This is a genomic window from Arthrobacter subterraneus, assembly GCF_900099735.1.
Classification (GTDB): Bacteria; Actinomycetota; Actinomycetes; order Actinomycetales; family Micrococcaceae; genus Arthrobacter_D; species Arthrobacter_D subterraneus.
The window spans coordinates 252,573-274,177 of record NZ_FNDT01000001.1 but is presented as its reverse complement, the minus strand read 5'-3'; the positions used below and the strand labels follow the sequence as shown (position 1 = coordinate 274,177).

General features: G+C 65.6%; 19 protein-coding genes. 4 read left to right on the top strand and 15 right to left on the bottom strand.

Going from position 1 to position 21,605, the window contains the following annotated elements; genetic code table 11:
• Positions 1 to 141 precede the first annotated feature (141 nt).
• The gene (locus tag BLS52_RS01220) at positions 142 to 1,800 is read right to left on the bottom strand and encodes a PAS domain-containing sensor histidine kinase (RefSeq protein ID WP_245702645.1); all 1,659 of its coding nucleotides are present in this window, start codon (positions 1,798 to 1,800) and stop codon (positions 142 to 144) included.
• 241 nt (positions 1,801 to 2,041) lie between these two features.
• Here BLS52_RS01220 and BLS52_RS01215 point away from each other — a divergent pair, with 241 nt between their 5' ends.
• Positions 2,042 to 2,821, top strand: a complete 780-nt coding sequence (locus tag BLS52_RS01215) for a response regulator transcription factor (RefSeq protein ID WP_090584216.1) — start codon at positions 2,042 to 2,044, stop codon at positions 2,819 to 2,821.
• Positions 2,822 to 2,835: 14 nt separating this feature from the next.
• On the opposite strand, the gene BLS52_RS01210 is transcribed toward BLS52_RS01215, so the two are convergent.
• The 13 genes from BLS52_RS01210 to BLS52_RS01150 all read right to left on the bottom strand — a co-directional run bounded on the left by BLS52_RS01210 (position 2,836) and on the right by BLS52_RS01150 (position 18,185).
• On the bottom strand, positions 2,836 to 3,294 hold the full coding sequence (locus BLS52_RS01210; RefSeq protein WP_090584215.1) for an Hpt domain-containing protein: 459 nt from the start codon (positions 3,292 to 3,294) through the stop codon (positions 2,836 to 2,838).
• A gap of 108 nt (positions 3,295 to 3,402) precedes the next feature.
• Entirely contained in the window at positions 3,403 to 4,287 is an 885-nt protein-coding gene (locus BLS52_RS01205; RefSeq protein WP_090584214.1) for a type II secretion system F family protein, read from the bottom strand.
• 9 nt (positions 4,288 to 4,296) lie between these two features.
• A complete protein-coding gene (locus BLS52_RS01200) occupies positions 4,297 to 5,226 on the bottom strand; it encodes a type II secretion system F family protein (protein WP_425425019.1) in 930 nt (309 codons plus the stop codon).
• Positions 5,227 to 5,236: 10 nt separating this feature from the next.
• Entirely contained in the window at positions 5,237 to 6,700 is a 1,464-nt protein-coding gene (locus BLS52_RS01195) for a TadA family conjugal transfer-associated ATPase (RefSeq protein ID WP_090584213.1), read from the bottom strand.
• On the bottom strand, positions 6,700 to 7,893 hold the full coding sequence (locus tag BLS52_RS01190) for a CpaE/TadZ family protein (protein WP_090584212.1): 1,194 nt from the start codon (positions 7,891 to 7,893) through the stop codon (positions 6,700 to 6,702). Before BLS52_RS01190 ends, BLS52_RS01195 begins: the two co-directional genes overlap by 1 nt.
• Complete coding sequence (cpaB, locus tag BLS52_RS01185) at positions 7,890 to 8,681, bottom strand: Flp pilus assembly protein CpaB (protein WP_090584211.1); 792 nt, start codon at positions 8,679 to 8,681, stop codon at positions 7,890 to 7,892. Before cpaB ends, BLS52_RS01190 begins: the two co-directional genes overlap by 4 nt.
• A 28-nt stretch (positions 8,682 to 8,709) precedes the next feature.
• Positions 8,710 to 9,738: a Tad domain-containing protein gene (locus BLS52_RS01180; RefSeq protein WP_090584210.1), complete on the bottom strand. Its 1,029-nt coding sequence runs from the start codon at positions 9,736 to 9,738 to the stop codon at positions 8,710 to 8,712.
• The gene (locus BLS52_RS01175; protein ID WP_090584209.1) at positions 9,726 to 10,121 is read right to left on the bottom strand and encodes a TadE family protein; all 396 of its coding nucleotides are present in this window, start codon (positions 10,119 to 10,121) and stop codon (positions 9,726 to 9,728) included. Before BLS52_RS01175 ends, BLS52_RS01180 begins: the two co-directional genes overlap by 13 nt.
• Positions 10,122 to 10,203: 82 nt before the next feature.
• Entirely contained in the window at positions 10,204 to 10,443 is a 240-nt protein-coding gene (locus tag BLS52_RS01170; protein ID WP_090584208.1) for a Flp family type IVb pilin, read from the bottom strand.
• A 162-nt stretch (positions 10,444 to 10,605) separates the two neighbouring features.
• Positions 10,606 to 11,304, bottom strand: coding sequence for an ABC transporter ATP-binding protein (locus tag BLS52_RS01165; protein WP_090584207.1), 699 nt, complete (start codon positions 11,302 to 11,304; stop codon positions 10,606 to 10,608).
• Positions 11,301 to 12,197 (bottom strand): ABC transporter ATP-binding protein, encoded by an 897-nt coding sequence (locus BLS52_RS01160; RefSeq protein WP_090584490.1) that lies wholly within the window; start codon positions 12,195 to 12,197, stop codon positions 11,301 to 11,303. Before BLS52_RS01160 ends, BLS52_RS01165 begins: the two co-directional genes overlap by 4 nt.
• Positions 12,198 to 12,207: 10 nt before the next feature.
• The gene (locus tag BLS52_RS01155; protein WP_090584206.1) at positions 12,208 to 14,937 is read right to left on the bottom strand and encodes an FtsX-like permease family protein; all 2,730 of its coding nucleotides are present in this window, start codon (positions 14,935 to 14,937) and stop codon (positions 12,208 to 12,210) included.
• Positions 14,934 to 18,185 (bottom strand): FtsX-like permease family protein, encoded by a 3,252-nt coding sequence (locus BLS52_RS01150; RefSeq protein ID WP_090584205.1) that lies wholly within the window; start codon positions 18,183 to 18,185, stop codon positions 14,934 to 14,936. The genes BLS52_RS01155 and BLS52_RS01150 overlap by 4 nt, the downstream gene beginning before the upstream one ends.
• A gap of 337 nt (positions 18,186 to 18,522) precedes the next feature.
• Here BLS52_RS01150 and rplM point away from each other — a divergent pair, with 337 nt between their 5' ends.
• The 3 genes from rplM (at position 18,523) to glmM (ending at position 21,080) form a co-directional block, all read left to right on the top strand.
• Positions 18,523 to 18,966: a 50S ribosomal protein L13 gene (gene rplM / locus BLS52_RS01145; RefSeq protein WP_026545937.1), complete on the top strand. Its 444-nt coding sequence runs from the start codon at positions 18,523 to 18,525 to the stop codon at positions 18,964 to 18,966.
• A gap of 39 nt (positions 18,967 to 19,005) precedes the next feature.
• Positions 19,006 to 19,503, top strand: a complete 498-nt coding sequence (gene rpsI / locus BLS52_RS01140) for a 30S ribosomal protein S9 (protein ID WP_026545938.1) — start codon at positions 19,006 to 19,008, stop codon at positions 19,501 to 19,503.
• A gap of 224 nt (positions 19,504 to 19,727) precedes the next feature.
• On the top strand, positions 19,728 to 21,080 hold the full coding sequence (glmM, locus tag BLS52_RS01135; RefSeq protein ID WP_026545939.1) for a phosphoglucosamine mutase: 1,353 nt from the start codon (positions 19,728 to 19,730) through the stop codon (positions 21,078 to 21,080).
• 72 nt (positions 21,081 to 21,152) lie between these two features.
• Here glmM and mscL read toward each other — a convergent pair whose 3' ends face one another.
• The gene (mscL, locus tag BLS52_RS01130) at positions 21,153 to 21,548 is read right to left on the bottom strand and encodes a large conductance mechanosensitive channel protein MscL (protein ID WP_090584204.1); all 396 of its coding nucleotides are present in this window, start codon (positions 21,546 to 21,548) and stop codon (positions 21,153 to 21,155) included.
• Positions 21,549 to 21,605 lie beyond the last annotated feature (57 nt).

Here is a 21,605-nt window from a genome sequence, read left to right as displayed (position 1 = left end):
ATGGGACAGCAACTAGCCGACGAGGTGGTCGCCATTCAACAGGGGACAACATCTCGGTGACCTTACCGGTGGACTGAGGTTCGCCATTATCCCGGGGGCTGGGGTGCCCGACGTCAGCGGAAAGCTACGCCCCGCGCCGCGTTAGTTCTGTTCCGGTCGGTGCAGCGGCAGCGTCACCGTAAACGTGGTTCCCGCGCCCGGCTGGCTGGTGCAGCGGATGGTTCCGCCGTGGCTGTCGACAATCGCCTTGGTAATTGACAGGCCCAACCCAACGCCGGGGATAGTGGATTGACGGGCGGCCTCCGTGCGGAAGAACTTTCCGAAGATCAGCTTGGTCTCGGTCGGGGACATGCCGATGCCCGTGTCCTGCACCTCGAGCAGGGCCGAGCCGCACTCTTCGCGGGCCCGTACGGTGACGGTTCCGCCGTCGGGCGAATACTTGATCGCGTTGGACAGAAGATTGTCGATCACCTGCCGGATCCGCAAGGGGTCGGAGCTGGTCCAGAGGATGTCCGGGACATCCGCTTTCAGACTGACCCCTGTATCTGCAGCCTGCGGACCGGCCGATTCGATGCTGTTCTCGACCAGACCCGTGAGGTCGGTGGGGCGCAGGTGAACGCTGGCCGCCCCGGACGCCGAGGCAAGCAGGTTGGACACCAGCGCGTACAGCCGTTCGGCGTTGCGGCGGGCCACCGAGAGCTGGCGTTCGGTGTCGGTCGGCAGGGCATGGTCCTCGTCATCCAGCACCAGGTCAAGGTGACCGATGATCGAGGTGAGCGGCGTCCACAGCTCGTGTGACACGTTCGACACAAAGTCCTCTTTGGCGCGGAGCGCCTCGACCATATCGGTGACGTCGCTGGAGACAATCACCGATCCGGCGAACTGCTCATCGCCGTCCTTTATGGCGGTTGCGGCGGTCATCACGGCGCGCTGTGAATCCTTCGGACCGATCCACACGAGGTAATTGGCGAAGGTCTCGCCGGCCGCCGCGCGATGTACCGGGTACCGGTTGGGCTGTACCGGAGTGGATTTGTCCGCCGCGTAGAGGTGGCTGCCGCCGTCGTCGTCCTGTTCACCGGCCTTGACGAGGCGGTCATAGGACCGCTGCTGCCGGTTGGTAAGGGTGCGGTTGCCGTGTGCGTCCAGGGCGACCAGCCCGACGTCGATCGTGTCGAGAATGGCTTCGAGAACCAGGGCGCGTTCGGCGTTCTCGCCCTGCAGCCGGTCCACTTCCGCCTTGGACGCTTCGAGTTTGCGCTGGCTGTAGTCAGAGTTGAGGCTGGCGAAGCGGAGGGATACGGATACGGTGGCCATTGCCAGGCCGAGGAGCACGGCTGTCCAGAACTGGCTGGGGGGCGCGAATCCCAGGAGCGGGGGAACCGCGAGGATGACGAAGGGCCCCAGGAAACTTGCGAGCAGGCTCAGCCTCGTCCGTATGGCCGATGCGGAAATCCAGATTACGGGGAATATAGCCAGAAGGCTCAGCCCGGGCAGCACGTCCACCGAGCCGTTACGGGTCAGGCCGATGGCCACAAAGTCAAGCAGCGGGATGATCACGTAGGAGCCCGGCCGGAATCTCTCCCACGGGGTCAGGAAGCTCGCGGCGAGCAGTCCAGCGTGCAGCACGAGTCCGCCGAGGAACAGGGGATTGGTGAACAGGGAGGGCGCAGTGATGGAGACGATGGTCGCGATGATGGCTACAAGGAGCGCCAGCGGCAGCTCACATAACCCGATCCGCGTGCGGTAGTGCAGGGTTGAATAGAGGTGCTTCGCTTTCAGGTACATCACGCGTTCACTCATGATGTCGCCTGGCACGCGCACAGAACACTGGGGACATGCCTCTGAGACCACGACATAACGACCATTATGGCCCTACTTCGCGCATCCGGGGGAACCAGAACTCTCAGATGGTTCACAAAGTTCCCTATCTGGGGTGGGTCCGCGCGTATGCTGTGAAACACGCGGCAGTTTCAGGACGGTCGCGCTGGTCCGCCAATTGTGATCAGCTAGAACAAAAGTCCTGTCGGGGCAGGAGGAAATAGTGGCCGATCCAGGTATAGCCGTTGTCATCGAGGATGACCTCGACGTACGCAACCTTTTGAGCACGGTGCTGACGCAATCCGGATTTGTGGTCCAGGCGGCCGCCGAGGGACGCAGCGGGGTTGAGGCCGTCAAGGAGCACAATCCCACTCTGGTCACCCTTGATGTGGGGCTGCCGGACATCGACGGTTATGAGGTGCTGCGCCGGATCCGCGGATTCAGTGACTGCTACGTGATCATGCTGACTGCGCATGACGAGGAAATCGACACGCTCACCGCGTTGCAGGCCGGCGCTGATGACTACGTCACCAAACCGTTCCGCCCACGCGAATTGCGGGCACGGATCGCCGCGATGCTGCGGCGGCCACGGAGTGGCCCTCCCAGTGAGAAGCCAACGACGACGGCGGCACTTCCTGCGGAGGAAACGGCACCGCCGGCGCGGCCGGACTCGCTTCTGCGCCACAACGGTCTGGTGCTGGATAAGGACACCCGGACGGTGACCGTGCGGGGCGAGGAACTGGTGCTGACGCGCAGCGAGTTCGATCTGCTCCATGAGCTGCTGCGCAGCGCGGGCGCCGTCCGCACCAAGGGAGACCTGGTGCGGGTGGTCCGGGGCCAGTATTACCGGACCGACACCTACATCAGTGAAGCCGATGAACGTGCCATCGAGGTTCACATCGGGAACCTGCGCCGGAAACTGGGGGAGGACCCCCGAAGCCCCCGCTGGCTGATGACCGTACGCGGGGTCGGCTATCGTCTGGTCCCGAGGCGCGCCGACTGAATCTTGTCTCGGGTCTAGTCCTTCTGAAGGTGCATGACCGTCAGTTCCCGCATGGTGCGGAGCCCACAGCGGTGCAGGTGGGGTAGCACCGCCGCAGCTTCGTCAAGACTGCCTTCCCGGAGCAGTTTCTCCAGCCCGCGTGCCAGCGCAACCAATTGGGTTGCTCCCACCATGGTGGACGTGATCTTGAGGCTGAGGACTGCGTCGAGTGACGCGGCCTGGTTTTGGCGGGCAACGGCCGAGGAGAGGCGCAGCTCCCGCTCATCCCAGACAGCAACGTAATCGCGCACAAAGGCCCGGGCGGCTGCGGCGCTGTCGAGCTGATCCTCAAGATCATGGAGCACATCAGGATCCACCAGCGGTGTCCTGTCTGTGCGGTCGCCGCCGCTCAGGTCACCCCGCGCATCAGCATCGTCAACAGAGTGCAGGGGTTCTGCGTCACTGTCGTCCGCGCTGCAGCAGGAGAGGGCCATGAGCTAACGCTACTTTCTGAATCTAGGAGAAGTGGGTGAAACGGGTGATGCTGTGGAAAGCCTGCGGAATTCTTCGGCTTGCGCACTCTGCGACTCTGAACTTGAAGTTCAGGAGCCGCTGAACGTCGCAATGGCGTTGATGATTGCCGGCCCGAGAATAATGATGAACAGCACGGGGAAAATGAAGAACAGCAGCGGAAACAGCACGGTCACGGGCAGCTTCATGGCCTTTTCCTCGGCCCGCTGGCGCCGCTTGACGCGCATCACCTTCGCCTGGATACGGAGGACGCCGCTGAGCGCGATGCCGTAGGCGTCCGCCTGGACGATCGCCTTGACGAAGCTGCGGAGCTCCGGGATGGTCGTGCGGTCCGCGAGAGCGAGGTAGGACTCGCGCCGGCTCCGGCCCACCTGCATGTCCTGCAGGGTGCGGACCAGTTCCTCGGCGAGCGGGCCTTTACCTGTTTCGCCTGCCCGCTGCATGGCGCTTTCGAAACCGAGGCCGGCTTCGACCGAAATGAGCATCTGGTCCAGGGTGTTCGCCAGTTCCAGCTGCATGGCCTTCTGCCGTTCCTGGCCCTTGCTGTAGAGCAGGAGGTCCGGAATGAAGTACCCGAGCACGGTCAGGAAGATTGCGAGCATGGTGATCATGGGTTTCTGGGCGGCGCTCGCCATGAGATAGCCCAGGCCTGCACCGACGAGGCAGAGCGCGGGCTTGGCGCCCAACACGCGCCCCAGGGGCAGTGTTGCGGGGCGCCCGGCGAGGGCGAGCAGCTTGTCCAGTTTCTCGATGTACGACGCCGGCGTCAGCCTGAATCCAATGCGCGCCAAAGCGCCGAAGCGGTCACTACGGACCTCCTCGGACGCGCTTATGCCGCGGGTGAGGTTCGCCTGGACGCTCTTGTAGATCTTGTTTCCGGGGTCTAGTAAAGCCCACGCCAGGTATCCGAGGGGAGCGGCGACGAGCAGCAGGGATGTCAACAGCACTGGATTCACGCCGGCCTCCTAGAACTTCAGATCGATGATTTTGCGCAGCCACAGGCTGCCGATGGTCATCATGACCACCGAGGCGCCGATCATGACCCAGCCGAGCGGCTCTTCGAACAGCGGGTCGACGTAGCCGGGGCTCACCACGGCGAGCATGGCGCCGATTGCGAACGGCAGCGCGACGAGAATGTATGCGGAGAACTTTCCTTCCGCGGCGAGAGCACGGATCTGTCCCTTGATTTCGCTTCGCTCGCGTATGGTCTCGCCCACCTGGTCAAGAACATCCGCCAGGTCTCCGCCGACCTCGCGGTTGATCTGGATAGCTTGGGCTATCCAGGTGAAGTCTTCGCTCTCCATGCGGTTGGCGGTGTCGGTCAGGGACGCAAGCAGGTCCTTGCCCAGGCTGGTCTCCGTGACAACGCGGCGCATCTCGTCCGAGGTGGGAGCGTCGGCCTCGATAGCGGCGGCGTCGATAGCCCGCAGAATACTGTGGCCGGCCCGCAGGCCGCCGGTGAGAAGCTGCAGGGTATCGCCGAGCTGGTTTTCGAACTTCGCACGCCTTCGGGCGATGCGGAAGATCAGTGCGAGGTGGGCCACTAGCGGAGCCAGAAGGAGAAACAGGACCCCCAGCACAGGACTGCCCACCACGAGTCCGAGGGCCAGTCCGCCGAGGCCGCCGGCAATGACAAGCAGGAACATGTCCGCCTGCGTCAGTCGTACGCCGGCCAATTCCAGTAGCTCGGGACGGTAGAGCCGCTGCGGCCGCTTCTTCAGGAATCGCTCCACGGCCCTCACCGCTGATCCCGCGAACCGGGTGAGCTTGGAGTCTGACTCCTCAACCGGTGGACGACGACGGTCCAAAGGGACCGCGGACTGGTGCGGTCGCGTAGCGAAGAAGAGTAGTCCGAGCGCCGCAAGAACCAACGCCGTCCCGTACAGGAACACCAGCATCATGGCGCTACCTCCGGCCGGTCAGCGCAGCACCGAACACTGCCGGAGAAACGGTAATGCCCATGTCTTCGAAGCGCTCCATGAAGCGTGGGCGGATGCCGGTGGGGATAGGTTTGCCCAGGAAGCGGCCGGAGGAATCCACACCCGCCGAGTAATCGAACACGAAGGCATCCTGGAGAGTGACGACGTCGCCCTCCATGCCTTGAATTTCGGTGACGTGGGTGATGCGGCGGCTGCCATCCCGAAGGCGGGAGATCTGGATAACGAGATGAACAGCGGACGCTATCTGTTCACGGATAGCTCGAAGCGGCAGATCCATACCGGCCATCAGCACGAGGGTCTCCAACCGCGCGACAGCGTCCCGGGGAGAGTTGGAGTGCACGGTGGACAGCGAGCCGTCGTGGCCGGTGTTCATCGCCTGGAGCATGTCGAGGGATTCGCCGCCGCGGACCTCACCGATCACGATGCGGTCGGGGCGCATACGCAGGGAGTTGCGGACGAGGTCGCGGATAGTGACCGCCCCTTTGCCTTCGGTGTTTGGGGGCCGGCTTTCAAGGCGCACCACGTGCTGCTGCTGGATCTGGAGCTCCACGGCATCCTCGATGGTGACGATGCGGTCGCCGTGGGGCAGGAAGGAAGAGAGCACGTTGAGCAGCGTCGTCTTACCGGTACCGGTGCCGCCGGACACGATGATGTTCAGCTTCGCCTTGACGCACGCGTCAAGCAGTTCGGCCATCTCGGGGGTCAGCGTTCCGAAATTGATGAGGTTCTGCACCGTCAGCGGCGTCTTGCTGAACTTACGGATGGTGAGCGAGGAGCCGTTCACGGCCAGCGGCGGGATCACGGCGTTGACACGGGAGCCGTCTTCGAGGCGCGCGTCCACAAAGGGGGAGGACTCGTCAATGCGGCGGCCGACCTTGGAGACAATGCGTTCGATCACCCGGCGCAGGTGCTCCTCGGACTTGAACCGGGTGTCGGCGAGGACCAGTTTGCCGCGGCGTTCGATGTAGATCTGGTCTGCCCGGTTCACCATGATCTCGCTGATGTCCTCGTCGTCCAGCAGCCGCTGGAGGGGTCCGAAGCCAAGCACATCGTCGGCGACATCCTGAATGAGGCGGCGGCGCTCGTCCGGAGTGAGCGGAACCTGCTCGGCGTCAATCACCTGGCTCAGCTCTTCGCGCGCCACCACGCGAAGGTCTTCTTCCTTGAGGGTGGAGTCACTGAAACGGGCGCCCATACGCTCGTAAAGCGCTTCAGCCGCACGCTGCTTCAGCCCGGCGAAAACGTCTACACGGCTGCCGTGGGTTTCCGGTCCGGTGCTGGGGGAGCCGACGACGACGGCACTCTGATAGGTGGTCGAGGGGGTTTCCCCGGCAGACGGTGCAGACGCTGCAGGTTCAGGTTTACGCGGAGGCGCGCTTTTGACGGGGGCTGACGGGTCTGCCTGCTGCAGGCGTTCCGAAAGTTTCATCAGATAACCACTCTCCGGTGGAGCTTGCGCTGGCTGGTTGCCCGCCATTTCGGATCGAAGCGCTGGACCAGGCCACGAAGCTTTTTGGTGGCGGGGTCGCGCACATCATTCTGGAGCAGCGGTATTCCCCGATTGGTGGCCAGGGAGAGTCCGCGCGAGCGGGGAATCGAGATATCCACGGGTGCGCCAAGGGTTGCTTCGACGTCCTGGACCGACAATCCGGTTTTCGAATCGGCAAAATTAAGGACAACGTGGCGGGACTCAGGAAAAAGGTCGAGTTTGCCGAGAACGTTGAGGCCTGCGCGCAACCCGCGCACGCTGGGGACGTCCATGCCGGTAACCCAGACCGCGTCCGTGCACTGCTCGAGCGCTGCAAGGCTGTGCTCGGTGAGCCCAGGCCCGGTGTCGATGACCACGTAGGGGAATTCTGAGGTCAACTGTTGGATGAGGACCGCCAGCTGATCGGCCGAGATGCTGTCAGCATCGGCAGGATTTGACGGAGCACACAGCGCGTAGATTCCCGACGGGTGCGGCGTCAGGAACGCCTTCAGGACCATGGTGTCCTCGCTTGCGGATCCTGACACGGCGTCGAGCACCGAGTACTCGGGCGTGAGGTAGAGATTGGAGGCGACGTCGCCGAACTGCAGGTCGAGGTCCACGAGTACAACGCCCATGGGTGCGAGCTTGCCGAGCCCCACCGCGAGGTTGGTCGCGATGGTGGTTTTGCCCACTCCACCCTTGGGGGAGAAGACGCCGATTACCATCCCCTGGTCCTGCTTGGCGACGCTCTGTACGTGTTCTGCGCGGTGGCGGCTGGCGTAGGCCTGGCAGGCGCGTTCAAGCAGCAGCCTGATGCTCGGGATATCGGACGTCGGATCGATGACGTCGCGGATGCCCGACCGCATAGCGGAGAGCACCACGTCGGCGTTTTCCTCAGCGACGAGCACCATGCTCAGGTTGGGGAAACGGACATCGACAATGGTGGCCAGGCGTACCGCACCGTCCAGCGGCACGCCGGGCCCGAGGACCAGCACCTCCGGCTGCTGGACCGTCAGTAGGTCCAGGACGTCTTCCGGCTGGGCGACCAGATCCGGACTGAAGGTCAGCACATCGCCGGCCAGCGCTCCCGCCGTCGCAAGGCGGAGTTTCTCCTCGAAGGAGACGTCGGCCGTGATGAGGAGAAAGCGGCTCATCGATACAGTCCCTCGTCATTGACAATGAATGGTGGCGCATCGCCTTCTGCGGCGGTTGCCTTGCTGAGCCAGATGGACTCGAATTCGCTGGCGAAGACCAGTCGGGTTGCCTGGTCCGGATTGAGGGCGATGGTCACCATCAGGGAACCGCTCGGCAGAGCCTCGGCCTCTGCTGCTGCTATTTCTTCCTCGGTCATCTCCACGCCTTCTGCGGCGGGCGCGGGCTCTGGGGCGCGTTGCACGGACGAGACAAGAACTCTGGGTATAACCAGCTGGGTGGACTTTTCGCTACCCAAGGACTCCCCGCCTTCCTCTTCTCCTTCGGATCCGCCCGCGCCCATGGACATGAACACGCCGACGTAGTCACCGGGAGCAACCCGCCCACCGGCGATGCGCTGCGGCTCAACAAGGATGGATACTTCATGCAGCCCCGCGGGAACTTCTACAGACCCAGGGGTCACGAGGTCTTCGGGCTTGACCAGCCGCTCTGCCACAAGCTGCTCACCGGGCACCAGGTCAACTGCGGTTACCATACCCACGGTGTTATCGAGATTGGGGAGCGCCGTGTCAGCGACCGACTTGCCCGGCAGTTGGGTGGTTGCCACGGAGGCGGCGAGATCCGCAACCGGCGTGCCAGCCGGAACTTCAGCCTGAACCACCAGGACGTCGACCGGTTCGAGGTCCTCAACGGCACGGGCGTCGGCGCGGTTGGCATAGGCAAATACCATGACCGCTCCGACGAGGGCGAGGACAATAGCGGCGACGCCGGCGATGAGGCGGGACTTCACAGGGAGCTCCAGATACTAGAAATTGAAATCAGCTGGTGAGTTTGACAACAGTGGCGCCATAGGGCGTGACGGGCCCCAGTTCATAGTCGCTGGACAGCGCCGTGTAGGTAATAAAACGTCCGATGATGCCTCGGCATGAACCGGAACACGCGTTGGTCCCTGCCCACTCCGTCCTGTTGCGGAATGTCAGCGGCAACGTACTTGAACCAGCGAACTTCCAGCCTTCCACCTTGAAAGCAGCGAAGGCTTCCACATCGTAGGACGTTCCCGATCCTGTGCCCGATACGGATTTGAAGACAGGAAGAAGCACAATGACGTTCTTCCCGGCGTTGATGTCTGCCGCCCACTGGTTCAGGACGGCATCGCAGTTCGTAGGACCGTCGTTGCCGGTATCAGCTCCGCTCTCGTTGAGGTCAAGGTCAATGTAGGCGCCACATTTGCCCGGGTCCTGGACCAGCCACCCGAAGCCGCCCGGGGTATCACCACCTGAACTGGTGGTGGGGCAATCATCGTTGGCATTGCTGCCGTGGCTCTGGATAAGCTGCTGGCTGCCATCTATCAGCAGAGTAGTTACCTGACACTTTGAGATGGCCAGCGGAAAGGGCGTTGTTCCCTTGCTGGGGCTGCCCCACACAACCGTCGACTTTGCAACGACGGAAGATGAGTCGATGCCGAGAACGCCGGCGAAGTAGAGCGAGACATCATTGTCAGCGCGCCCCGCCTCGAGCGGGTCCGCAGTGACGGTGACCTTGCGGTTCGGAACGTCCAGGGCGATCGACTGGACGTTGCTGAGGCTGTCCAGCGAGTTCTTGTCCACCAGTTCCTTCGCGAGTGGCGAGGTAGTGGCGCACTTCGGGTCCGCGGTGTTCTTGGCGCACGCTTGCGCGATACCGAGGGCGCCTGCATCGGCGCCGTTCTGGAGTTGTGCCTTCTCGGAGTAAAGAAGTCCGACATCAACCGCGAGGGCACCGAACCCGAGCAGGACGACCATGAGAAGTGCAACGAGGACTGCGGCAGCGCCGCGTTCACGGTCCTGCCCAGATGCTATCCGCCGCATTGCATCGCCCCTTTGCCTCTCATCGAGAATGGGCCGGCGATTCCCGTCAGAGAATCGAGTGTGTAGACCATCGTCATAGTTACCTGCCGACCAGCGGCGCACGTGGTGTACGACGTTGCGCCTTGGGTAAAAGTGAACGTGAAGGTCGGATTGGTGTCGGTGATTTTCAATGTGGAGGCCGCTGCTTTTGCGGCAGCCACTGCATCTGCCTGGACATTGGTAATCGCCATGACGCGCACGCCCTCACGGGCAGCGTTGGTCAGCGTCACCTGGGCGTTGTAGGCCCGGCCGAACTCCATGATGCCGAGGAGAAGCAGAACGAGAACCGGAAGGAGGAGCGCCATTTCGACAGCGACGGCACCGCGTTCTTTACGCTCCTTCAACTCCTCTGCCCCCTAGTAATAGATGGTGGGATAGTTCGCAGGCTGGGCAAGCTTTCTCCTCGCCCAGCCTGCGAACTATGAATTAGAGGCAGGTAGAGGCTGCGGTAGAGGTAGCGGCAGTGTAGGTCTTACCGCTGATGCTGCACTGAGCCTGCTCGAAGGTGCCCTTCAGCCCGCCACCGAGGAGGGTGACAGCTGCGATGATGACGACGGCGATGAGGGCAACCATGATGCCGTACTCAACGGCGGTGGCGCCGGTCTCGTCGCGGCCCATGCGGGACTTGATGATGGACTTGGTGTCTGCGAAGAATGAAGCGAGCATTTTGGGGTTCTCCTGTGTACGAGGTGCTGGTGGCTGGCGTTCACCAGCTCTGAGAAAAAAATTAGCAGTGGAAAACCCCGTTATTACCGGGCTTGAACCAATCCTGCGCGAACCCTAACCGTGGACCCTTTTCCTGCGCTCTTTCTTGCGCCTTTCTTGCGCTTACGTACCGCTTTCCGGGAGCTGCAGTCGCCCGTCGTGCAGCTCCAGGACCCGGTCCCCACGCTGCACCAGCAACGGATCATGGGTGGTCACGATGGCCGCCACCCGATGGCTGCGGACCAGGTCGCTCACCAGATCCATCATGGCGCCGGCGGTCACGCTGTCGAGCTGCCCCGTGGGTTCGTCGGCGATCAGCACCTTCGGCCGGTTCGCCAGAGCCCTCGCGAGCCCAACCCGCTGCTGTTGCCCACCGGAAAGTTCGGCCGGCCGCTGGTGACGGTGCTGTGCCAGGCCCACGAGTTCCAGCAGCTCATCTACCCGTTTCTGCCGCTCGGCTGACGGCATCCCGACAAGCCGCATCGGCACCTCGACATTCTCCGCGGCACTGAGGATCGGAATCAGGCCGAAGGACTGGAACACAAACCCGAGGTGCGTCTGCCGCAGCGCCACCCGGTCGGACTCCCGCATCGCCGTCAGCTCAAGATCCCCGACGAAGACACTCCCACTGTCCGGCTCGTCCAGCCCGCCGACGCAGTTCAGCAGCGTCGTCTTACCGGATCCGGAAGGCCCCTTCACCACCAGCAACTCGCTTGGCCGGACGGACAGCGAGACGTCCGTGCACGCACGCACAGCGCTCTCGCCGGAGCCATACGACTTCGTTACCCCGACCGCCCGCAGCGCAGGAGCAGCCCCGCTCATCGGGCTTCCTCCGAATCAGTCCGGGTGTCCGCCGGCGTCACGCGCACATGATCCGGCTCCAACCCCAACCGCACCCGGTCCTTCATGTCCAGACTCTCCATGAACTCCTGCGGCAGCTGCAGCCTCCCAACCCTGTCGATCACCGCGAACTCCTCGGCAATCAGGTGCTCATCGCCGTCGTTATTCAGGCCGGTCCGGCGCAGGGTCTCCGTGGAGCAGCGGCCGTCACGGATCTGCACCGTGCGCTTCACATGCCCCGACACGGTGGGATCATGCGTGACGATCAGCGTGGTGGTGCCCAGCTCCTCATTCACCCGCCGCATCGCCTCGAGCACCTCGGCGGAGGTGCGCTCGTCCAGCTCGCCGGTCGGCTCGTCCGCCAGAATCACCTTCGGCTGGTTGGACAGCGCGACGGCGAGAGCCACCCGTTGCTGCTCCCCGCCGGACATTTCTCCCGGACGGCGGTCCCGGCAGTGCGCCACACCGGTCAGCTCGAGCAGTTCAGTGACGCGCGCGTCCGGGTTCCTCCGCCCCGTGATCGCCAGAGGCAGGGCCGCGTTTTCCGCAGCGGTCAGGTACGGCAGCAGGTTCCGCGGCGTCTGCTGCCAAATGAACCCGACGGTCTCCCGCTGATACCGCGAGCGTTCCCTGCGGCTGAGTCCCAGCAGGTCGACGCCAGCCACCTGCGCCTTCCCCGCGGTGGGACGGTCCAGCCCGGAGAGGATGGTGAGCAGCGTCGACTTCCCGGACCCGGATGCACCCACGACGGCGGTCATCTCACCAGGCATCACCGTCAGGTTCAGACCCTGAAGGGCCTGCACTTCAATGCCTTCACCCTTGAAGATCCGCACCACGTCCTCGCACAGGATGTGCGGCTGCGTACTGGTCATCATTGTGCCCACCTCAGATATCCGTTCCACCAAGAACCGCTGCCAATCGCTGCCGCCTGCCGGCAGTAACCGCGCCAACAACCGACGCCGCCACCACCAGCAGGAATCCCGCCATCAACCCCAGAAGCAGCCCCGGGTGCAGGGCCAGCGCGGGCTCAACGCTGCCGCCGGTGAATGCTGACAGGTTGAGTGCGCCCAGAATCACGAGCGGCAGCAACAACCCCAGCATGGTCCCCGCCAGCATCGCGGCGCCGGTCATCGGACCAAGCTCCCAGAGCATCAGCGCACCATCCCGCCGCTGTGGGAATCCGAGCGTGCGCAGGAGGGCGATCAGCCGGTTGCGCGCCGGCGCATTCACCACCGCGGTCATGACGACCGTGAGCGAGCACAGGACGGCCATTGCTCCAATGACAACCCACAAACCAAGCTGCAGCCCCCGCCCGGACGCGGACGCCAGAACCCGCTCAACCTGCTCCCCCGGCGTCTGTTGCAGGACCGGCCCACCGGCGATCTCAGCGACAGCGTCCGTCACAGAGCCGGCGTCGTCGTGCAGGTCCACCAGGAGTACTGACGGCTGGAACGTCCGCTCCTCCACAGCGCCGATCGTTGCCTCGTCAACCAGCGCCCACGCGGTGGAGGAGGAAAACACCACTTCCGCCGGGCCGGTTCCCACTACCTCCGCCTCCACGTACATACCGCGGTAACGCAGCTCAAGAGTGGTGCCCTCCTCGAGCTCCAGCGCCGGTGACACCACCACGGGCAATGCGTCCCCAGATGCGCGCTCCGAGAGGGCGTTCAACACGTCCGCAGGAAACGCGCCGGAGAGGTCCTCCTGCACTCCCAGCAGGGCATCAGGGCTGACGGCGTGGAGATCGACGTCCTTCGTCTGGCGCCCGCCCGTCTCCGTCCGGAGCCTCCCCAGATCCGTCACCGCCGCTACCGACGCGACGCCCTCCACCGACCGGATCTGCTCCACCTGGTCTCCATCGAACGGCGGCCCCTGGATCCGCAGGTCCGCACCGACGCGGGACTCCGCCGCAGCGGTGACACCCTCACGGAACGTGGACAGCAGCACACCGGAGAGGAGAACGACGGCGAGCCCCACCACCAGCGCGAGCACCGGCACCAGCCCGGCGCCGGGCGCCCGCACCGCACGCGATGCCCCGAGGAACCCCACCAGGCCCGGACTCCGCCGCCGGATCCGCGCGAACTCCTGGAGCGGCAGCGGATACAGCCGTAGCACCAGCACGCCGACGGCCAGCGCAATGAGCAGCGGCGTCGCGGACAGCAGCGGATCAACCTCCCCGTACTCCAGGGACCCCCGCACCAGCCCGCGCCCGGTGAGCAGAATGGTTGCGGTTACAGCCAGCACGACGACGGCGGCCTCCGCACTCACGCGCCACCGGTTCCGTGCTGAGGAGGTAAGGTCCTGCCGGGTCTGCACCTCCGGACGGTGCTGCACCGCCATCAGCACCGCGGGCAGGAAAGCCGCCAGCACCGGCCAGAGAAGATGCGCCGGTGAGAACGGCACCGGCACCAGGAGGAACGCCGCCAGGGCACCGAGCGCGGCGGCCGGGACGCCGATGAGGAGCCCGTCGAGTGCCAGGGCACCGCGCAACTGCAGGTCACCCGCTCCCCGTGCCGAGGCGAGGGCCAGCGCGCCCCGCCGTCGTTCGAGGAGAAGGCGTACCGCAAGCGCTGCGGTGGCCACGCAGACGCCCAGCGGCCCGGACGCGAGGAGCGCCAGGATCTGGTGGGTGGATGCGGCCCGCTGGGTAGCGTCCGCCATCGCGGCAGGCGTTTCCGAGCCGAACACCACAGTGGGTCCGGGAGAAACGGCGGCCGGAACGTGCTGCGGGGTGCCGAGTAATTCGCGCAGCTGGGCTGCCGTCTGCCCGGCGGTGCCCGCGGTGAGGGTATCGGTGGAGACCGGATACCAGTAGGACGTCTGCACGTGGTCGACAGCCGGCGCGAGGAAGGGGAAGGCTGCGGGGGAGATGAAGGCCGTTGCATTGACCGCCGTCCCGGTGTCCGGGTTGAAGTCCTCCGCCGCCGTGAGCAGCGAGTTGTTGAGGCTCCAGTAGGGCGAACCGGGGTCCTTCGCAGCGTAGGTTCCGCTGAGGACCACGGGCTGTTCCCGAACTTCCCGGCTGTCCCCGTCAGCGGAGCCGCGCAGGAGGACGGTGATGTTCCGTTCCTCGCCCACCTGCCACCGGGCGGACTCCGCCGAGGCCTGCGACAGCAGGATCTCCACCGGCTCTCCGCCATACTCCGCCGGTGGAGGCCCGGGAAGCTCGCCTTCCCTGAGCTCGAGGTGCTCAAGCGCCTGCATATCGGCCGCGTAGTTCAGTATCAGTTCGCGGATACCCTCCGGCAGGGGCGTGACCCGGGAGCCGACTCCCGTCGCAAGCCAGCGCCCCTCGCCAAGGACGGAGGCGAGTGGCTGGGCGAGGCCCTCCCGGATGTCGGTAAGGGCATCGGCTGTGCGGCCGCCGTCCTCGGCCTCGGTGAAGGTGCGGTTCAAGTCCTCCGCCGGCGGGAAGGCGGAGCTGAACGCGCGGACCGCCTGCTGCGACCCGGCCAACTCCGCCACGGACTCACGCAGGTCCGCCGTGTACATGGCGTCCACCGCCCGCGGCCACGCGCACAGCAACGCGGACACCACCAGCACAATGGACGCCAGCAGCACCGACGGCCACCGGGAGCGCCGGAACTGGCGGTGCAGCAGCCGGTACAGGGTCACGGCGCCTCCACCGCCACCGCCGGAGCGAGCGCCTGACGCCTGACGCGCTCGCCGTAGAACCAGGCTGCGAGCACCAGGATCAGCACCTGGCCGGCGAGCACGCCCAGCAGCGGCAGCGCGGCGACGGATAACGGTGCCTGAAGGGCCTCCGAGGCGTTCACCACCACCGCCTGTGCGAGCAGCGGCACGGTCAGTGCCGCCACACCCAGCCCCGTCAGCAGACCCAGCACGACGGCGGCACCGCCGACACTGAGCACCTCCCACCGGCGCCCGCGCACCTGGTCCCGCGCCTGCATGCCGAGCGCTCGCAGGACGGCGACCTCCGACCGGCGGGACTGCACGAGGGTCAGAAGGTTCGCGGCCAGGGCGGCGCCGCCGATCAGCAGCGCACCGAGGGCGCCGATCCACAGCGATGCCGGAGCCGGCGCCAGAAACCGTCCAGTGAGGCTGTTGTCCGCGGTGGAGACCGCGGCGCCCGGCCCGGCGAGTTGCGCGGCTGACGCGGCAGCGGCGTCCCGGTCGGTCGAGGAGAGCCAGATTTCCCCGGCCCGGGGAGGCGCGGGGGAGACGGCCAGGGACGCATGACTGTAGGCCTGCAGGTCAACCAGCGCCGCCGAACTGTCCGTGGTCCCGGGAAGGACGGGGGCTGCCGCGGCTACAACGCCGTCGATTTCCACGCCGCCGGGACGCAGCGAGACCGGATCCCCGACAGCCAGGTCCAGATCCGCCAGCAGCTGATCGGTGAGCGCCACGGGAAGCGGCGCCCCCTCCCCGGCCAGCAGGCGGGCCTCCGTAGTGCCGAACGCCGAACCCTCCGCGGGGAATCGCACGCCGACCCCCTCATCGAGCGGCTCAATCCCGGAGGGCCCTGCATTGAAAGCGTCCTGCGCGAGCCCGAGGGTCGGATCCTCGATGAAGCGGCCCTGACCGTTCCCGATCCCGCCGTCGCTGGAGACACCGGTGAGCTCCAGCTCGTACCCGCGTTCAACGGCGGACGGCTCGAGGCTGAGGTCAACTGCAATTAGCGCGCCCGGCCGCAGCCCCTCCGGGAGCGCGAAGGACAGCGAGTGTGCCTGATCGCCTGCACCGGACAGTGCCAAAGATCCCGCCGGAACGGGCACAAGGTCTCCGGCCTCCGTCCGGATCCAGGCGGTGACGGAGGCGGCGCGGGAGGCGGCGCCGTCGTCGGCTGTTCCCCCATCCTGGGGGGTGCCTCTTGAGGTGAACTGCATCCGCACCTGGGTTGCCGAGGGCGTCAGGGTCAGCGCAGGTTCGGGCGCCGGCGGCTCGAAGGCGAGAGCGGCGGAGAGCCCGTCCACATCCAGCAGGCTGCGGCCGGCGGTGAGTAGGCCCGGCAGCGCCGACGCATCGACCGCGAGCAGGGGAGCGCTGATGGACGCCAGCCGTGCCTCGCTGCGGAATGCGAGCGACCCCGCCGTCACAGCCCCGCCGTCCGTGTAGCGAACCAGCGAGGGAATGTCCTCCGCGGAGCGCACCACCTGCGGCCCGGGAAGCGTGATGCGGACGTCGGAACCGTTGCCGAGTTGCGACGCCGCGTCCTGGGACCGGGCTGTGGTCTGCGCGTACGCGGCGGTGAACGTCGCGGTGCCCACTGTGACGGTGACCAGCACGATCGGAATGATGTAGGACGCTGCCCGCCTCGACACCTGCTGCGCAGCCAGGAGCACGCCCAGCCGGGGCCGGGATGCCAGGGACCGCTCCGCCCCGCGGGCCAGCCACCCGCTGACCACCAGAGCCAGCGCCGCACCCGTGAGGAGCAGCAGCGCGGGTGCCGGTGCAGCGAGCGGATTCACCCGCAGCGCGCCGCCGGACTCCACGAGCGGCGACCGGTACAGCAGGAACTGCCAGAGCGAGAGCGCTGACGCCGTCAGCAGCACCGCGAGCACGCTGAATGATGCAACCCGCGCCGTCCGCACCGCGTCCAGCTGAGGGTTCTGTTCGCGAAGCCCGGCAAGCACCGCGTCGCCCACAAAGACTCCGGCCGCGATGCCCGCGCACAGCAGCGGAACCATCCAACTCGCCGCCGCGAACCCGCCGATCCCCTCGACATACCCGGTCTCACCGCCGGCGGACAGCGGCGGCCCCAGCACGACGGCGGCGGCCCACCCTAGCAGGCAACCCCCGACAGCCAGCGGCACTATCTCCAGCGCGGCGACGGCGGCGCGCTGGCCCAGGGCCAGGCCGCGGGCGTCCAGCAGCCGGTCCTCGGCTGCCCGGGTGCCGGTGAGCAGCCGCGCGAACTGGACGACGGTCACGGCGCTCAGCGCAACGAGCACCACGAGCGCAATCGGGAGGACAGCCCGGACGGACTGCGTTGCGTCGGCCGCGGACGAGAGCAGGCCCGCGAGCCCTCCGGACGGAACCACGCCGCCGCTGTTCACCGCCGTATCACTGCCGAGCCGCTGCGGCAGCTGGCGCAAACCCTCAGCGAGCCGGGTCAGCCCGGCCGCGTCCGCCGTGTCCGCGTCCACGGTGAAGACCCACTGGACTTTCGGATCACCGGTCAGCCTGGGGATGGCGTCCGGAGGAACGACGACGACGGTCGGCACCGTCTCCGCTCCCTGGACGGGCACGGGGTCCAGGAAGGCGGCATCCGGGCCGGTGGGCTTCAGGGCGGCCACCAGTTCGAGCCGGACCGTGCCGTCCGCGCCCTCGACCGCGAAGGTGTCGCCGGGTGCCAGTCCGAGCGCGTCCGCCGTCGGGGCTTCGAGAGCGGCGGGGACGTGGCCGCTCTCGGTTGTCCCTCCCGGGGTTGTCCCGTCCAGGGTTGTCCCGTCCGGGGCGAAGGGTTCGAGGGAGCCGGCTGCCGGCGTCGTCGTCGGGGTCCAGCCGACCGGCAGGAAGGTGAGATCGGACGGCAGGTTGGTGGCGCTGCCGCCGGAGGGCACCAACGGGCGGGGCGGAGAATAGGGTGCTGTGGAGATTTCCAGACCGTTGGTTAGTCCGAGCTCCGCGAAGGCTTCTTCAGCGGCGCGCTGCTGTTCGGTGGCGTCGTCGGACTGGGAGGTGTGGATCCTGAAGAATCCCTCGGAGCCGGAGCCGGAGCCGGAGCCGGAGCCGGAGCCGGAGGTTGCAGCGAGGGAGCGCAGGGCCCCGGTGGCCGCGAGGTGGGTGGTGCCGCTGATCCCGGCAAGGACCGCCGTCAGGACCGCGAGCGTCAGCGCTATGATGGCCAGAAGGCTGCGACGGGCGTCGGAACGGCGCGAAGCAAGATGGACCAGCTTCACCTCGTTGCCCTACCCCCTCGATCAACCTCCTGCCATCCTATGCTCAAGGTTTCACGGGGCAGTACCCATGTTTTGACCCGCGTTTTGACCGGTGGGGTCGGTGCACGCTAATCTTGGAAGTCGTTGTGCGTGTCCCATCTCGATACGTCCATGTCCGCGTGCGGCTCAGTTGCAGAGCTACCTGGTCCGCGGAAATGGCCGAGAACCCAGGGATCACCGGTCCAGTTTCAGTCCTCACCTGAAGTCCCGGTAACGCATGCATCAGCTGCGTTGGTATCTGGAGGTTTTCCTTTCAGAACGCCGGCGTCACCGTAGACAAGAAACGAAGGCAAAAACCGTGCGTACGTACACCCCGAAGCCCGGCGACATCAACCGCCAGTGGCACGTCATTGACGCCACCGACGTTGTCCTAGGCCGTCTTGCCAGCCAGACCGCAACACTGCTGCGCGGAAAGCACAAGCCGACCTTTGCCCCCCACATGGATATGGGCGACTTCGTCATCATCATCAACGCCGAGAAGGTTGCCCTCACCGGCGCCAAGCTCGAGCAGAAGCGTGCCTACCGCCACTCCGGTTTCCCGGGTGGCCTGAAGTCCGTCAACTACGCAGAGCTGCTGGAGAAGAACCCGGTTCGCGCTGTGGAGAAGGCCATCAAGGGCATGCTGCCCAAGACCTCCCTCGCTGCCCAGCAGATCGGCAAGCTGAAGGTCTACCGCGGTGCGGAGCACCCGCACGCGGCCCAGAAGCCCCAGACTTTCGAAATCACCCAGGTCGCTCAGTAGTCCTGGCCACCACAGACTAAGAATCACTCAAGGAGAACCGTGGCTCAGAACACTGAAGAGCTGAATGAACCAACCGAGGAGCTCACAAGCTACACCTCGGAATCCGCACCCGCCTCAGAGACCCCCGTCAAGGAGCGCCCTGCGCTCACCGTCGGTGGTTCCGCTGTAGGCCGTCGCAAGGAAGCCGTTGCCCGCGTCCGCGTTACGCCCGGCACCGGCAAGTGGATTGTCAACGGCCGCGAGCTGTCTGACTACTTCCCCAACAAGCTGCACCAGCAGGAAGTCAACGATCCGTTCAAGCTCCTCGAGCTCGACGGCGCGTACGACGTCATTGCACGCATCCACGGCGGTGGCCCTTCCGGCCAGGCCGGTGCGCTGCGCCTCGGTGTTGCCCGTGCGCTCAACGAGATTGACCGCGACAACAACCGCCCCGCCCTCAAGAAGGCAGGCTTCCTGACCCGTGACGCCCGCGTCATCGAGCGCAAGAAGGCCGGTCTCAAAAAGGCACGCAAGGCGCCTCAGTACTCCAAGCGCTAGAAAAAGCCTTCCCCGTTCAAAGCCGCTGGCGCGTCTTCGAACGGGTCCCCTCGGCTTTTTCCAGCACTTGGCTCCACGCGCTTGTGCAACTTGGCTTCTCAAGCACTCGGAGCGAAAAGTTTTGCTTCACCCGTTACGCCCGCTCGGCAGTTGCCGGGCGGGCGTAACGCCTTTAAACCGCAGCTCCATGGGGCTCACGCTCATCTGACCTAGGATGGACCACGATGACTAGATTATTTGGGACCGATGGTGTCCGCGGTCAGGCGAACGGCCTCCTCACCGCAGAACTTGCCCTTCAGCTTGCCCAGGCGGCCGCCGTCGTGCTCGGACATCAGCAGGCCGACGGTCGGCGGCCCACCGCTGTCATTGCGCGCGATCCGCGGATCAGCGGCGACTTCATTGCCGCTGCTGTCGAAGCGGGCCTGGCCAGTGCCGGCGTCGACGTCTATGACGCAGGTGTCCTGCCCACCCCCGCCGCGGCGTTCCTGGTGGCGGATCTGGACGCGGACTTCGGCGTCATGATCTCCGCCTCCCACAATCCCGCCCCGGACAACGGCATCAAGTTCCTCGCCCGCGGCGGCAAGAAACTCGATGACGCTCTCGAGGACGCGATCGAAACCGAACTGAACGCACCCAAGCACCGGCCCGTCGGCCCGGACGTCGGCCGGATCCAGCGATTCGCGGATGCGGAAGACCGCTACATCGTGCACCTCCTGCAGTCCCTCCCGCACCGTCTCGACGGGTTGAAGGTGGTCCTGGACTGCGCCAACGGCGCTGCCAGCGGATGTTCCCCTCAGGTGTTCTCGGATGCCGGCGCGGAAATCGTTGTGATCGGTGCGGACCCGGACGGCAACAACATCAATGACGGGTGCGGCTCCACCCATCTTGAGCTGCTCCAGGCCGCGGTGCTGGAACACGGCGCGCACCTCGGAATTGCGCACGACGGCGATGCTGACCGCTGCCTCGCGGTCGACCACGAGGGAACCGTTGTTGACGGTGACCAGATCATGGCGATCATGGCCGTTGCACTCAACGGGGCCGGCCGCCTGAAGGACAGCACCCTGGTGGCCACGGTCATGAGCAACCTCGGCCTCAAGCTCGCCCTCCGCGAGGCGGGGATCAGCCTGCGGGAGACCGCGGTCGGTGACCGGTACGTCCTCGAAGGAATGCGCGACGGCGGTTTCAGCCTCGGCGGTGAACAGTCCGGCCATGTGATTTTTGCCGACTACGCAACCACCGGCGACGGCGTCCTGACCGGCCTCCAGCTCGCGGCGCAGGTTGCGCTGACCGGGCGGAGCCTCAAGGAGCTCGCCACGATCATGACCAAGCTTCCCCAGGTGCTGATCAACGTGAAGGGCGTCGACAAGGGCAGCGTCAACAGCGACGACGAGGTGCAGCGTGCTGTCCGTGAAGCGCAGGCCGCGCTTGGTGAAACCGGCCGGGTGCTGCTGCGACCCTCGGGTACCGAACCCGTTGTGCGCGTAATGGTGGAAGCCGCCGACATGGTGACCGCCGAGCGCACCGCGGAGACCCTGGCCGGGATTGTGCAGAACCAGCTGGCGCTGGAGCCTGCCTGACCGGCCACAACATAGCGATCGAAGGGCGGAGAGATGAGTCTCCGCCCTTCGGCTGTTTTCGGATCTGAGCGCTCAGAAGGAACGCTGGCGGAGGCTGTCCCGGATCTCGGTCAGGAGCGCTACCTGCGGGTCGACCTCCTCGACCTTCTCCTCCAGGTCAAGCTTCCGGTCACGGCGGTGAATGAGCTTGTTCATCGGCATCACGATGACAAAGTAGACGGCGGCCGCGATCAGCAGGAAGTTCACGACGGCGGTGAGGAACGCCCCGAACAGGATCTCGTTGCCGTTGATGGTCACCTTCGCAAAATCATCGAAGTTCGGCGACCCGACGAGAGCTGAGATCAGGGGCATGAGGACGTTCTCCACCAGCGATGACACCACCGCTCCGAACGCCGCACCGATAACCACGGCAACCGCCAGGTCAATGACGTTGCCCTTCATGATGAATTCCTTGAAACCGTTGAGCATGCCTTTACGCTACTGGAACTTTCGCGTACCTCTGGTGAGCTGACGCCGCCCGGACCC